Raw genomic sequence first — 14,436 nt, forward strand, 5'->3', positions numbered from 1 at the left:
TTCAGGCGGCAACGGGTCGCGCCTGCCGCAGGGCAGTGTACTGGAGCACCGCAAAGAGGCCTACCGCCAGCGCCTGAGCCACCACGAAGGCGATGCCAAGCAGGTTGGGCTGCACGAGGCCGAGGGCGAGCAGACCGAAGCTGGCGACCACCCAGGCCGAATTTATCAGCACGATCTCGGCCAGCCACGAGCGGGGAATGTGCGCCTTGCGCGCCATCACCAGCAGGAAGGCCACGATCGGCAGGAGCGCCACGCCCGCCCAGAAGATCAGTGCCTCCGGCAATGCGAGCAGCGACGACAGGAAGCCTGCGCCGAAGATGGTGAGCAGGGCGGCCGAAGCGCCGACGCCGGCATCGGCCAGAAGGGTGTTGCGCAGGAAGGGGGTGTTCTCGATGGCCATCGTCGTTCTCCTGTGTTGAGAGGCATTCGATGGACGGGAACATGACCGCGAAAATTGCGGCTGGCGATTACGCGCGAGGTAATAGGAAATGACACCTGCGACGGATAGGTTTCGATGACCTACACGGACAGGGACCATTGCCAATGGACGCGACACCGATGACGGCGGGCATGCTCATCAGGGAGTGGCGGCAGCGCCGCCGCATGAGCCAGCTCGATCTCGCGCTGGATGCGGAAATCTCGCAGCGCCATCTGAGCTTCATCGAAAGCGGCCGCTCGTCGCCTTCGCGCGATATGGTGCTGCGGCTGGCCGAACGCCTCTCCGTGCCGCTGCGCCAGCGCAACCGTATGCTCGTTGCGGCCGGCTTCGCGCCGATATATGGCGAGCGCGGGCTGGAAGACGAGGCTTTCAAACCCGCGCTCGCCGCCGTCGAGCTGGTGCTGAAAGGGCACGAGCCCTACCCTGCCATCGCCGTCGATAAGGGATGGAACATGGTGCTCGCCAACGCGTCCATCGCGCCCTTCCTGCAAGGCATCGAGGAGGCGGAACTGCTCGAGCCGCCCGTCAACGTGCTGCGGCTCAGCCTGCATCCGAAAGGCCTCGCGCCGCGCATCGTCAACCTCGATGAATGGCGCACGCACCTTATCGAGCGGCTGAAAATCCAGGTCGAGGCGTCTGGGGACCCCGCGCTGGAAGCGCTGGAGAAGGAGCTGTCGTCCTATCCGGGCCGCCCGCGCGGCAACGCAAAGGCCTACGACCCTGCCGCAAACGTCGCCGTGCCGCTGCGGTTGAACATGGACGGCGCGATGCTGTCGTTCATCAGCACTATCACGGTCTTCGGCACGCCGCTCGACGTGACGCTCTCCGAGCTTGCGATCGAATCCTTCTTTCCCGCCGACCCTGAAACGGGCGCGTTCCTGCGCCGCATGGCGAAGCCGTAGGCTAAAGCATGTCTCCCGAAAGTGGGAACCGGTTTCGGGACAAAGACATGCGTCAAGACAAACAGCTAAAGCGCATGGAGCGAATCTGAAAGATCGCGACGCGCTTTATTGCGGCGGCGCGACCTTGCGCGCCCTGCCCCGCTCCAGCCCCAACTGCCGCTCGCGCCAGATGATGAAGATGCCGGCCGCAACGACGATGATACCGCCGACGAGCGTATAAATCGTCGGCAGATCGCCGAATGCGAGGTAACCGACGGCGATGCCGAGGATCATCGAGGTATATTCGAACGGCGCGACGGTGGACGCTTCGGCGTGGCGGTAGCTTTCCGTCATCAAGATCTGCGCGATGCCGCCCGAAATGCCGGCCGATACGAGGAAGATCGTCTGCCACATCGTCAGCGACGACCATCCGAACGGCACGGTGAAGAGCGCCACGATCGATGCCGTCAGCGAGAACCACAGGACGATGGTGGACGTCTTCTCGGTATGCACCAGCTTGCGCACGAGCAGCATTGCGACGGCCGAGACCGCGGCGGCCGCAAGCGCTGCGGCGACACCCAGCGCCTGCTCGCGCTCCATGCCGGTTTCACCCGCAAACAGGGTCAGGTTGGGCCAAGAGATGATGACGACGCCGAACAGCCCGACGATAACCGCCGTCCAGCGATAGACGCGGATCGCCTCGCCCAGGAACATGGCGCTGAAGACGACAACCAGAAGCGGCTGGGCATAGTTGAGTGTGATGGCCTCCGGCAGCGGCAGGCGGGTAAGCGCGAAAAAACCCAGCCCCATGGCAGTGACGCCGACGACGCCGCGCGCGATGTGCCCGCCGAGGTTGGAGGTATGCAGAGCGGTGCGCAGTTCGTGTCGCCACGCCAGCATCACCACGATGGGCAGGATGGCGAAGAACGAACGGAAGAAGACGATCTGCCCGGCGGGCAGTTGCCCGGCCGCCTTTATGAGGGCCGACATGCCCACGAATATCGCGACCGATGCGACCTTGAGCGCGATGCCGCGTAGCGGGTTTGCGGTTGCAGCCACAACCGGCGCGTGCTGGCTGGCCATATCAGAAAGCCTGACGCCGCCGGATACGGCCGGCGGCTCTCGTTACGCACATCAGCAAGGTCTCATCTGGACAGGCCGGCCTCCGCAAGCGCCTGCCAGACGCGCCGGGGCGTAGCGGGCATCTCGATATGGCCGATTCCGCATGCCCTGTGAAGCGCGTCGGTCACCGCGCTCATCACCGCCGGCGTCGCGCCGATGGTGCCGGCCTCGCCTGCCCCCTTCATGCCCATCGCATTGGTGGTCGACGGCACGTTGCGGGTCTCGAAACTGAATGACGGCACGTCGTCGGCGCGCGGCATGGCATAATCCATGAAGCTCGCCGTGAGAAGCTGGCCGTCCTCGCCATAGACGGTGTCTTCGGTGAGCGCCTGGCCGATACCCTGCACGACGCCGCCATGCACCTGCCCCGCCAGAAGCACCGGGTTCACCGTCGCGCCGAAATCGTCGACGATCGTGTAGTTGACGATCTCCGTGTGTCCCGTATCCGGGTCGATCTCCACCTCGCAGATATGCGTACCGTTGGGATAAGTCGCCTCGTCCTGAACGAACTCGCCGAAGCCCTTGATATCTTCCCGCGATTTCGCCGCACGAGCGATGTCGGCAAACCCGATGCGCCGGTCGGTGCCTACGATGCGCGCCTCGCCGCCGGAAAGCTCGATGTCGGCGGCCGCAGCCTCCAGTTCGTCCGCCGCTATCTTCCTGATCTTCTCGGCAAGGTTTTCGCCCGCACGCGCGGCCGAGACGCCGCCGAGCGGAATGGAGCGCGAGCCGCCGGTACCGCCACCGTCGTTCAGCCGGTCCGTATCGCCCTGATGCAGCGTGATCTTCGACACGTCGAGGTCGAGCTTCTCTGCGACGAGCTGAGCATAGGCGGTTGCGTGCCCCTGCCCGTTCGACTGGGTGCCGATGATGAGCGTGACGGTGCCGTCGTCGTTGAGCTCGACATGGGCCGGCTCCGAGCCTGCAAAGGCACAGGCCTCGATATAGGTCGCCATGCCGATGCCCCGCAGTTTGCCCCCTGCCGTCGAGGCCTTGAGCCGATCCTCGAAGGAAGCCCACCCGGCGCGTTCCATCGCAAGGGTCATGTGGCCTTCGAACTCGCCGACATCATATTTGCGGCCGCCCTGGGTCAGATAGGGGAATTGCTCGGGCCTGATGAAGTTGCGGCGGCGGATCTCATCGGGCGCAAGGCCCAGATCGCGGGCGCAGGCATCCGCCAGCTTCTCGATGAGGAAGGCAGCCTCCGGCCGCCCGGCGCCGCGATAGGCATCGACCGGGCAGGTGTTGGTGTAGACGCCGGTGATGGTCACATCCATCGCGGGAATATCGTAGACGCCGGTGGACATCGACGCGCCGCCATAGGGAATGTAAGGCCCGAATTGGTGCGTGTAGGCACCCATATTGGCGATGTTGTGCACGCGGAGGGCCAGGAACCGTCCCTCCCCATCCATCGCCATCTCCGCGGTCACGGCATTGTCGCGCCCCTGCGCATCGGTCAGGAAATGCTCGTTGCGGTCGCCGGTCCATTTGACCGGGCGGCCGAGGCGGCGGGCCGCTTCAAGCACCAGCGGATATTCGCGGTAGACGAAGACCTTAGGCCCGAACCCGCCGCCGACATCCGGCGTTATGACGCGCAGCTTCTCGTGCGGTATCTTCAGCACCTGATCGGCGATGATGCGGCGCACCGAATGGACGCCCTGCGAGCCGGTGGTCAGCGTAAAGCGCGCATCGACCTCGTCCCATTCGCCGATGGCAGCGCGCGCCTCCATGTAGTTGCAGACCAGGCGGTTGTTGACGAACTCGATGCGGGTGACGTGCGCGGCCTTGGCAAACGCCGCCTCCGTCCGGGCAGCATCGCCGAGCTTGTATTCGAATGCGCGGTTGGACCCGAGTTCCGGCCATACGAGCGCCGCACCGTCCTCCAGTGCCTGACGCGTGCCGGAGGCTGCATCTTCCGCCTCGAACTCGATGTCGATGAGTTCGGCGGCGTCCTGCGCCTGCGCGCGGGTATCCGCCACCACGAAGGCGACCGCATCGCCGACATAGTGGACGCGGTCGCGGCACAGGATGGGTATGTCGCGGGTCGGCGCGCGCGTTCCGTCGGCCTGTTTCTGCATACCGCCGGACTTCAGGTCGCCGAGTTCGGCAAGGTCGGCGCCCGTCAGCACCAAATGCACGCCGTCGGCCTCTCGGGCGGCATCGACGGACGCGATCGTGAACGTGCCGTTGGCGACGGGCGAGCGCAGCACATAGCCATGCAGCACGCCTTCGGGTGCGATATCATCGGTGTAACGTCCCTTCCCGGTGAGGAAGGTTTCGTCTTCGACGCGCAGCACGGACGCGCCCATGCCGAACTTCGGGGTCATAACGTTCATGGCGATTTCCCGGAAACGATCTGGCGATGGTTGTCAGATAGGTTGCAGCCCAGTTTTGTCGAGCGCACGGATCATGTAAAGACCACGACTCGTAAAACATGCGCGGACGCATCGGCCGCGCCACCGGCAGGACGACAGCGAATGCGCAAGGATACGGGGCAGGTCTTCCGCATAGAAGACTACAGGCCGAGCGACTATCTCATCCCGCAAACCGGCCTGACTTTCGCGCTGGCGCCGGAAGAGACGATCGTGACGGCGCAGCTTGAGATCGAGCGCCGGGAAGGCGTCGCGCCCGGTACGCCGCTGCGGCTCGAAGGCGACGAACTCGCGCTTCTCGGCGTGGCCGTAGACGGCGAACCGCTCGACGCATCGGCCTACGAGGCGACCAGCCAGCTCCTGTCCATTCCCCGCCCGCCCCGCAGCAGCAGGTTCACGCTCACCCTCGTCACCAAGGTCGATCCGTCGCGCAACAGCTCGCTCATGGGCCTCTTCCGCTCCAACGGCGTCTATTGCACCCAGTGCGAGCCGGAAGGCTTTCGCCGCATCACCTATTTCGTCGACCGGCCCGACATGCTCTCGGTCTACACCGTGCGCGTCGAGGCCGGCGAGGACGAAGCGCCGATCCTGCTTTCCAACGGCAATCTGGTCGAGACCGGCAAGCTGGAAAGGGGCCGGCACTTCGCCGTCTGGCACGATCCGTTTCCCAAGCCGTCATATCTTTTCGCGCTGGTGGCCGGCGACCTCGCCGTGCTGCACGACGAATTCATCACCGCGTCCGGCAGGAAGGTCGCGCTGGGCATCCATGTCGAGCACGGCAAGAAGGAGCGCGCGTCCTATGCCATGGACGCGTTGAAGCGGTCGATGAAGTGGGACGAGGACATCTTCGGCCTCGAATACGACCTCGACGTCTTCAACATCGTCGCCGTGTCCGACTTCAACATGGGCGCGATGGAAAACAAGGGCCTCAACGTCTTCAACGACAAATACGTGCTCGCCGACGAGGCGACGGCCACGGATGCGGACTTCGCCAACATCGAAGCCATCATCGCGCACGAGTATTTCCACAATTGGACAGGAAACAGAATCACTTGCCGTGACTGGTTCCAGCTGTGCCTGAAGGAAGGGCTCACGGTCTTCCGCGACCACGAGTTCTCCGCCGACCAGCGCTCGCGCGCCGTCAAGCGCATCGCGGAGGTGCGCACCCTGCGCGCCCACCAGTTCCCCGAGGACCAGGGGCCGCTGGCGCATCCCGTGCGGCCGAGGCGCTATCGCGAGATCAACAACTTCTACACCGCGACGGTCTACGAGAAGGGGTCCGAGGTGGTGCGCATGATCCGTACCATCCTGGGCCCGGACGATTTCCGCAAGGGGATGAACCTCTACATCACCCGCCACGACGGCGACGCGGCGACCATCGAGGATTTCGTCAAGGCGTTCGAGGATGCTTCCGGCAAGGATCTTTCGCAGTTTGCGCTTTGGTATCATCAGGCCGGTACGCCCAACCTGTCGGTGTCCACGGCGCATGACGCGGAGCGCGGCGAGTTTCGCATCGAGATCGAGCAGTCGGTGCCGCCCACGCCGTCTGAAAGCCGCAAGCGGCTGATGCACATTCCGCTGGCATTCGGCCTCGTGGGGCCGGACGGCAACGACATGCAGCCCGCAGCCGTGGATGGAGCAACCGTCGAGGACGGCGTGATCCATTTGAAGAAGCGCCGACATGTCGTGCGCTTTCAGGGCGTGAAGGAGCGGCCGTCCCTGTCGCTCAACCGCGGCTTTTCGGCTCCCATCACCCTGTCGGTGGAGCAGAAGCCGGAGGACCTGCTTTTCCTCGCACGCAAGGACAGCGACCTCGTCGCGCGCTGGCAGGCTTCCACCACCCTCTTCACGCAGGCGCTGATCCAGGGCTTCCGTGCGGTACGCGGCCAGAAGCAGGCGGTGTTCGACGACGCGCTCGTCGAAGCCATCGGCGAGATCGCGGCCGACGCCTCGCTGGAACCTGCCTACCGCGCGCTGGCGCTGACCCTGCCGGCCGAAGCGGACATCGCGCGCGAAATCGGCTCGCATATCGACCCGGACGCGATCTTCATCGCCCGCGAGGCGCTGTCGCAGGCAATCGCGCAACGCAATGCCGGCGTGTTCGCTACGCTGTACGAAGGGCTGGACGGCGGCGCGGCCTTCAGCCCCGATGCCGAAAGTGCCGGCCGGCGTGCGCTGCGCAACGTGCTGCTCGACTATCTCGCGGTAGGAGAAGGCGCACCCGATCTGGCGGTACGCCAGTTCGAGACCGCGACCAACATGACCGACAGGGCTGCGGCGCTGACCGTGCTGGCCCACAAGTTCTCCGGGCACGAAAAGAGCGTCGCCGCGCTTGCCTCCTTCGAGAACCAGTATGGCGACGACCCGCTGGTCATGGACAAGTGGTACCAGACGCAGGCTACCGTGCCGGGCGCGGGCGCGGTCGATCTGGTCAGGTCGCTGACCCGCCATCGCGGCTTCTCGCTGAGCAATCCCAACCGCGTGCGCGCACTGATCGGCACGTTCTCGACCATGAACCAGACCGGTTTTCACCGTGCCGACGGCGCGGGCTATCGCTTCTTCGCGGAGACGGTGCTGGAGATCGAGAAGCGCAACCCGCAGGTGGCGGCAAGGCTCGCCACCGCGCTGCGCTCGTGGCGCTCGCTGGAGCCCACGAGACAGGCTGCCGCGCGCGATGCGCTGCTGTCGATCGCCGCGCCCGAGAACCTGTCGAGCGACCTGCGCGACATCATCGAGCGGACGCTGGCCTGACGCCTGCGGCGACGGGCATAAACAATTTCGTAACTTTTGGGCGCGCGCCTCTAGACAGCGCGAATCACCTCTGATTCCTTAGGGACGATTCGGGCGTGCGGCGTTGCCGGATCATCAGAGGGACAGGGATCGGGGAGCCATTCGATGGCAAACGCGGACGCGTGGCACGCGGCCGAAGGGACGGCTCGCGCCCGGCGCAGGGCGGCACGAAACGCTCGTGCCGGGCTGACCGGTCATGCGAAGATGATCGCGGCCCCCGCCTACAAGCGACTGCTCGCAGCCGAACCGCTTCTCAAGCGTCTCATTCCTATCCTCATCGTCGTCTTCCTGATCGTGGTGGCCGGCACGCGCTGCCTCTCGCTCATGGCGCATCGCGACGATGTGGAACGTTCGGCCCGGGGCATGCTCGCGCTGGCGGCGGGCCAGCTCACTCATGCGATGACCGTGGCCCGCATGCAGGGCGAGCCCGATCGCGCAGCGCTCAACGCCCTGATCGAGGATGTCGCGCTGCACGGTTCGATCAGCGGTCGCCATGCGCTGCTGATTACCGATGGCGCCTTCATTGTGGAAAGCGCGACCCCGACGGCTGAGGCCTGGATCGGTCGCTCGCTGGAAAGCATCATCTCCGGCGCGCAGCCGCTGTTCCTTTTCGGCGAACGCGCCGGCGTGATGGAAGTGCGCGTGGGCGAAAGCGTCTGGTATGCCGCCATGGGCATCGACAACAACCGGCGCGGCGCGGCCCTTGCCATGATCGCGCAGGAGCATGTGTTCGCCGATTGGCGCAAATCGGTGACGCTCAACGTCACCCTGTTCGTCGCCACCGCCGCGGTGCTGCTGGTGATCCTCTACGCCTATTTCGGACAGGCGGCGCGCGCGCAGGCCGCCGATCGTCTCTATCTCGAAGCGCAGGAGCGCGTCGATCTCGCGCTGGTGCGCGGCCGCTGCGGGCTCTGGGACTGGGACATGGTGCGCGGCAAGATGTACTGGTCGCGATCGATGTACGACATGCTCGGCTATGAGCCGTCGGACTCGATGCTCTCCTTCGGCGCGGTTTCGGACATCATCCACCCGGAGGATGGCGACCTCTTCGCGCTCGCCAACCGCATCGTCTGCCGCGAGGTGGACCAGATCGACCACATCTTCCGCATGCGCCACGCCAACGGCCAGTGGGTCTGGATACGCGCCAAGGCGCAGGTGAGCGACCCAGATGCGCCGGAGGTTCACCTGATCGGCATCGCCGTCGACATCACCGAGCAGCGCACGCTTGCGCAGCGCTCCGAGACGGCCGACATGCGGCTGCGCACCGCCATCGAAAGCATTTCGGAATCGTTCGTCCTGTGGGACGCGAACCAGTGTCTCGTGATGTGCAATTCCAAGTACCAGCAGGACAACGGCCTGCGCGACGACCACATGGTGCCGGGCACGCCGCGCGCCACCGTGGAAGAGCGCATGAAGGCGCCGATCCACGAGCGGCGGCTGGCCAATCCCAACGGGCCCTCCGGCGGCGCCACGTTCGAGCGCCAGCTGGCGGACGGTCGCTGGGTGCAGGTCAACGAACTGCAGACCCGCGACGGTGGCATGGTGTCGGTGGGCGCCGACATCACGCAGCTCAAGCTGCATCAGGAAAAGCTGGTGGTCAGCGAACGCCGGCAGATGGCGACCATCCACGATCTCAGCCTTGCGCGAAAGGCCGAAGGCGAACGCACTGCCGAACTGGTCGAACTCAACCGCAAGTACATGAAGGAAACCGAGCGCGCCGAGGCCGCCAGCCGCGCGAAGTCGGAATTCCTGGCCAATATGAGCCATGAGCTGCGTACGCCGCTCAACGCCATCATCGGCTTCTCGGAAATGATGCAGCAGGCCTATTTCGGCCCGCTCGGCTCCGAGAAATACGAGGAATACGTCAAGGATATCCACGCCAGCGGCTCCTACCTGCTTGGCGTCATCAACGACATTCTCGACATGTCCAAGATCGAGGCCGGCCAGTTCTCGATCGAGCGCGAGGGCATCGACCTCGCCCCGCTCATCACCGAAACGGTGCGTGTCGTCGCGCTGCAGGCGGCGGAAAAGTCGATCACGGTCGATACCAAGATTTCCGACCAGATGGTGCTCTTTGCCGACCGCCGCGCCATCAAGCAGATCGCCATCAACCTGCTCTCGAACGCGGTGAAGTTCACCGGGCATGGCGGCCATATCTCGCTGCGGGCGCGCAAGGTGGCCGGCGCGATCATGCTGACGATCGAGGATACGGGCTGCGGCATTCCCAAGGACGCGCTCAGGAAGCTCGGCAGGCCGTTCGAGCAGGTGCAGAACCAGTTCTCCAAGAACCACACGGGCTCGGGGCTGGGTCTGGCGATCTCGCGCTCGCTTGCCGAGCTGCATGGCGGTGCGCTCAAGATCCGCTCCACCGAGGGCGCCGGCACCATCGTGTCGGTGCGCATTCCGGTAGGGCGGCAGCTGAAAAAGGCGGCTTGACCGCCTTTACCGCTTCTTTCGCACCAGCGCGTCGAAATGGCTTTCCACGCCCTTCGCGGTGTCGCGTATGTGCGCTTCCAGCACGCCCAGATCGGGAAGGTCGGTGCTTCGCAGCAGCAGGTCGGCCAGGCCCGGCGGCACGTCGTCCGGCTCGAACGGGCCGGTCAGGCAGAGCCGGATGATCTGCGTGAGCGTCAGGTAGAGCGAATAGGCCGCGAGAAGCTCGTCGCGCGCCTGCGCTTCGCAGAACCCCGGCGAAAGCCGGGCCAACGCATCGCCCGTTGACGTAGGCGGCCATCGCTCAGGCTCGATATTTCCGGTCAGGCGCGCGCATTGCGCGATGAACTCGAGGTCGATCTGCCCGCCCGCGATGAGCTTCAGGTCCCAGATGTCGCGCGGCGGCTTCTCCTGCGCGATGGTGGTGCGCATCTCGGCGGCATCCTTGAGCACCTTCGCTGCATCGTGCGGCCGCGCCAGCACATCCGCCACCTCGGCCTCGACGGCCTGGCAGAACGCCTCGTCACCGGCAACCGGCCGCGCGCGCGTCAGCGCCATGTGCTCCCACGTCCAGGCCTCTTCACGCTGATATTTGCGGAAGGATTCGATATGCGTGGCGACCGGGCCCTTGTTGCCCGAGGGGCGCAGGCGCAGGTCGAGCTCGTAGAGCACGCCTTCGGCCGTCGGCGCGGAGACGGCTGCGATGAGCCGCTGCGTCAGGCGGGCATAGTAGTGCGACGGGGCCAACCCCTTCTCGCCGTCGGATTCGTCCGCGCCTTCCTCGTGGTCGTAGAGCAGGATCAGGTCGACATCGGAGCCTGCGGTCAGCTCGCGGCTGCCCAGCTTGCCCATGCCCAGAATGGCCACCTGCCCGCCCGCTACCTGGCCGTGGCGTAGCGCGAACTCGGCCTTCACGGCGTCGAGCGCGGCACCGATTGTCAGGTCTGCAAGGTCGGAGAAGGCCTTTCCCGCCCGCACCGCGTCGATGGCGCCCGTCAGCAGGCGCACGCCGATGAGGAACTTCTGCTCGGCGGCAAAGATGCGCAGCCGGTCGAGCCTTTCCTCGTGCAGCTCGGCCCCCTGCAGGAAGGCGTCGAGCCGGGCGGCGAGATAGGCCTTGTTGGGCAGTTCCGACATCAGGCCGGGGTCCAGCAGCCCGTCGAACACATGCGCGCGCCGGGTGATGATGGCCGCGAGCCGCGGTGCGGCACCCATGATCGTCGCGATGAGATCGAGCAGCGCCGGATTGGTCTGGAGCAGCGAGAAGAGCTGGATGCCCGCCGGCAGCCCCGACAGGAATTCGTCAAAGCGCAGCAGCGCCTCGTCGGCGCGGCGTGTGCGGCCGAAGGTCTCGAGCAGCGCCGGCGTCAGCTCGGTCAGCCGCTCGCGCGCCTCGGCCGATTGCGTCGCGCGGTAGCGGCCGAAGTGCCACGTCCGGATCACCCGGCAGATGTCGCTCGGCCGCGAGAAGCCCAGTTCGTGCAGGGTCTGCAACGTGCCCGGGTCGTCCACGTCGCCGGTGAAGACGAGGTTGCCGACACCGCGAGAGAGCTGCGGCGCGGTCTCGAACAGCGCGGCGTAGTGTTTTTCCACCAGATGCAGCGAGGCGCGGAAAGCGGTCGCGAACGCATCGGCATTCTCGAAGCCCAGCATATGGGCGATGCGCTCGATGCCCTCGTCGTCTTCCGGCAGGTTGTGGGTCTGTTCGTCGGCCACCATCTGGATCGCGTGCTCGACATCGCGCAGAAACCAGTACTGCGCCGCCAGCGCGTCGCGCGCTTCCTCGTTGATCCACCCGCGCGCCGCCAGTTCGCCAAGCATCGCCACCGTCTCGCGGCCCCGCAGCTCGTGGAAGCGGCCACCGGCGATAAGCTGCTGCGTCTGCACGAAGAACTCGATCTCGCGGATGCCGCCGCGCCCCAGCTTGACGTTGTGGCCCTTGACCGCGACCTCGCCGTGGCCCTTGTGGGCATGGATCTGCCGCTTGATGGAATGCACGTCCGCGATGGCGGCGAAGTCCATGTATTTGCGCCAGACATAGGGCGTCAGCTCGCGCAGGAACGCCTCGCCCGCCTTGAGGTCGCCGGCCACCGGCCGCGCCTTTATCATGGCCGCGCGTTCCCAGTTCTGGCCGCGCCCTTCGTAGTAGTTCAGGGCCGCTTCCACTGGGATGGCCAGCGGCGTCGAGCCCGGATCGGGCCGCAGCCGCAAGTCGGTGCGAAAAACGTAGCCATGCTCGGTCCGGTCCTGGAGGATGCGCACCAGCCGCCGCGTCAGCCGCGAGAACAGCTCGGTCGCCTCCAGCGGGTCGGTGACAGCCGGCGCGTGGGGGTCATAGAATACGATGAGGTCGATGTCGGACGAGAAATTGAGTTCGTGCGCGCCGAGCTTGCCCATGCCCAGCACGATCCAGCCCGAACCCTTCCCCGGCTCCGCAGGATCGGGCAGCACGAGCTTTCCGGTGCGATGTGCGTCCCGCAACAGGAAGGCCACCGCCGTCGACACGGAGGCGTCGGCAAGCCTGCTCAGCCGCCGCACGGTTGTTGCGGCGTCCGCCTCACCGGCCAGATCGGCCAGCGCGATCAGGAAATGCGCCTCGCCCTTCAGTGCGCGCAACCGCTGCATCAGGCCCGCTTCCGTCTGGTCATCTCTCAGCCCCACGCCCGCGATGTCTTCGACGAGCGCATCGAGCCGCGCCTGCACGGGCGCATCGAACAGCGCCTCCAGCGCATCGGGGTGGCGGCGGGCACAATCGCGCAGGAAGGGCGAGAGATCGAAGACGGCGGCGAGGAAGGATGAGAGCGGCGACCCGCCTTCGGCCAGCTTCGCCAGCCGCTTGAGCCCGCGCTCCTCGGCCAGTTCCGCCAGATCGGCCAGCTCCGAAGCTGCATTGTCCGCGTCGAGCGGCTTGAGAGCGGCGGCCGGCTTCCCGAACCATTTATCGCCGTTTTCGGTTTTGCTCATGTCTGGCGCGATTCCCCCGGAAAGGTCATTTTGACCGATAGTCCGGGGTTTCGGCCCGAAAGTTCAAGCCCGCCGCCGTGAAATTTCATCACCGCCTTCGCAAGGCTCAGCCCGAGGCCCGATCCGGGCTGGGAACGGCTCTGCTCCAGCCGGACGAAACGCTCCGTCGCGCGCTCGCGGTCGTCCTCGGGGATACCGGGGCCGTTGTCGGCGACTTCGAGGGTGAAGCTCGAGCCGTCGGTTCGAAGCGAGACGACCACCTTCGGCGCGTCGCAGGTGCCGGCCGAGTATTTGATCGCGTTGTCGACGATGTTGGACAGCGCCTGCGCCACCAGTTCCCGGTTGGCCGTGACCGGTGCCTTGCCGGAAACCGCCGCTTCCAGCGCCACGCCCTGCTCCTCCGCGACCGGCTCGTAGAGTTCGACGACGTCGGCAACGATCTCGGCCAGATCCACCTCGCCGGTCTGCTCGGCCGAATAGCCGGCCTCCAGCCGCGAGATCATGAGGATGGCGTTGAAGGTGCGGATGAGATGATCGGATTCGGCGATGGTCGCTTCCAGCGCCTCGCGATAGTCGCCGGAGCTCTTCTTGCCGGACAGCGCTCCTTCGGCGCGGTTTCTCAGCCGTGTCAGAGGCGTCTTCAGGTCGTGGGCGATGTTGTCGGAGACCTGCTTGAGCCCGTCGTTGAGCCTGGCGATCCGTCCCAGCATGACGTTCAGCTTTTCCGACAGCCGGTCGAACTCGTCGCCCGAACCGCTCACGGGCAGCCGTTCCGACAGGTCGCCCTCCATGATGCGCTGGCTGGCGTGGGAAACGGTGTCGATGCGCTTGAGCGCCCGGCGACCCACGAAGAACCAGATGAGCAGCGCGCCGAAGCCCATCATGCCGAACGCCAGGATCAGCGCACGGTTGACGATGTCGCGCACGATCTCCGGCTCGCCCAGGTCGCGCCCGACGAGCAGGATCATCTGGTTCGGCAGGCGCAGCACCAGCGCAACGGCCCGGTGCCGCTGGCCTGTGCCCGCCGCATCCTCGTCGCCGTTCGCCGCGCCCTGCTGCTCTCCGAAACGGCGATACTCGAACGACCGCTCGGTCCAGCCGTCGATCTCCAGTACGCCCGGCTCGAGGCTTTCCACATTGCCGGAAAGAATGCGTCCGTTGGGGTCTGCGATCAGATAGAGGTTCGCGCCGGGCTGGCGCGAGCGCGTCTCGACGAACCGCACCAGCAGCGGCAGGCCGCCGCGCTGGTAGGCCCGGCCCAGCACCTGCACTTCCGCGGCCACCGTCTCCTGCGTCTGGGTTTCCAGCATCCGCACCGACAGCGACGACATGTAGAAGACCAGCACGGTCGCGCACAGCGCGAACAGGATGAGGAACAGCGCGGAAAGCCGCGCCGCCGTCGTCTTCATGATCGCTGGCATGGCAATCGCCACCG

General features: G+C 65.9%; 8 protein-coding genes. 3 read left to right on the forward strand and 5 right to left on the reverse strand.

Going from position 1 to position 14,436, the window contains the following annotated elements; translation table 11 throughout:
• Position 1: 1 nt before the first annotated feature.
• The gene (locus tag FY036_RS04960) at positions 2-400 is read right to left on the reverse strand and encodes a hypothetical protein (RefSeq protein ID WP_148913605.1); all 399 of its coding nucleotides are present in this window, start codon (positions 398-400) and stop codon (positions 2-4) included.
• 143 nt (positions 401-543) lie between these two features.
• On the opposite strand from FY036_RS04960, the gene FY036_RS04965 reads away from it, so the two are divergent.
• Positions 544-1,341, forward strand: a complete 798-nt coding sequence (locus tag FY036_RS04965) for a helix-turn-helix domain-containing protein (protein ID WP_148913606.1) — start codon at positions 544-546, stop codon at positions 1,339-1,341.
• Positions 1,342-1,446: 105 nt separating this feature from the next.
• On the opposite strand, the gene FY036_RS04970 is transcribed toward FY036_RS04965, so the two are convergent.
• Together FY036_RS04970 and FY036_RS04975 are read right to left on the reverse strand one after the other, a co-directional pair.
• Positions 1,447-2,403: a DMT family transporter gene (locus FY036_RS04970; RefSeq protein ID WP_148913607.1), complete on the reverse strand. Its 957-nt coding sequence runs from the start codon at positions 2,401-2,403 to the stop codon at positions 1,447-1,449.
• Positions 2,404-2,465: 62 nt separating this feature from the next.
• Positions 2,466-4,778, reverse strand: coding sequence for a xanthine dehydrogenase family protein molybdopterin-binding subunit (locus FY036_RS04975; protein WP_148913608.1), 2,313 nt, complete (start codon positions 4,776-4,778; stop codon positions 2,466-2,468).
• A gap of 141 nt (positions 4,779-4,919) precedes the next feature.
• Between FY036_RS04975 and pepN the strand changes: the two genes are divergently transcribed.
• Together pepN and FY036_RS04985 are read left to right on the forward strand one after the other, a co-directional pair.
• Entirely contained in the window at positions 4,920-7,565 is a 2,646-nt protein-coding gene (gene pepN / locus FY036_RS04980) for an aminopeptidase N (protein ID WP_148913609.1), read from the forward strand.
• Between the two features lie 144 nt (positions 7,566-7,709).
• Positions 7,710-10,040: a PAS domain-containing sensor histidine kinase gene (locus FY036_RS04985; RefSeq protein ID WP_148913610.1), complete on the forward strand. Its 2,331-nt coding sequence runs from the start codon at positions 7,710-7,712 to the stop codon at positions 10,038-10,040.
• Between the two features lie 6 nt (positions 10,041-10,046).
• Here FY036_RS04985 and FY036_RS04990 read toward each other — a convergent pair whose 3' ends face one another.
• A complete protein-coding gene (locus FY036_RS04990) occupies positions 10,047-13,001 on the reverse strand; it encodes a bifunctional [glutamine synthetase] adenylyltransferase/[glutamine synthetase]-adenylyl-L-tyrosine phosphorylase (protein WP_148913611.1) in 2,955 nt (984 codons plus the stop codon).
• Positions 12,998-14,434 carry a sensor histidine kinase gene (locus tag FY036_RS04995; protein ID WP_148913612.1) on the reverse strand — a complete coding sequence of 479 codons (1,437 nt, stop codon included), beginning with the start codon at positions 14,432-14,434 and terminating at the stop codon, positions 12,998-13,000. Before FY036_RS04995 ends, FY036_RS04990 begins: the two co-directional genes overlap by 4 nt.
• Positions 14,435-14,436: the final 2 nt, after the last annotated feature.

The organism is Neoaquamicrobium microcysteis, from assembly GCF_008180155.1.
Classification (GTDB): Bacteria; Pseudomonadota; Alphaproteobacteria; order Rhizobiales; family Rhizobiaceae; genus Aerobium; species Aerobium microcysteis.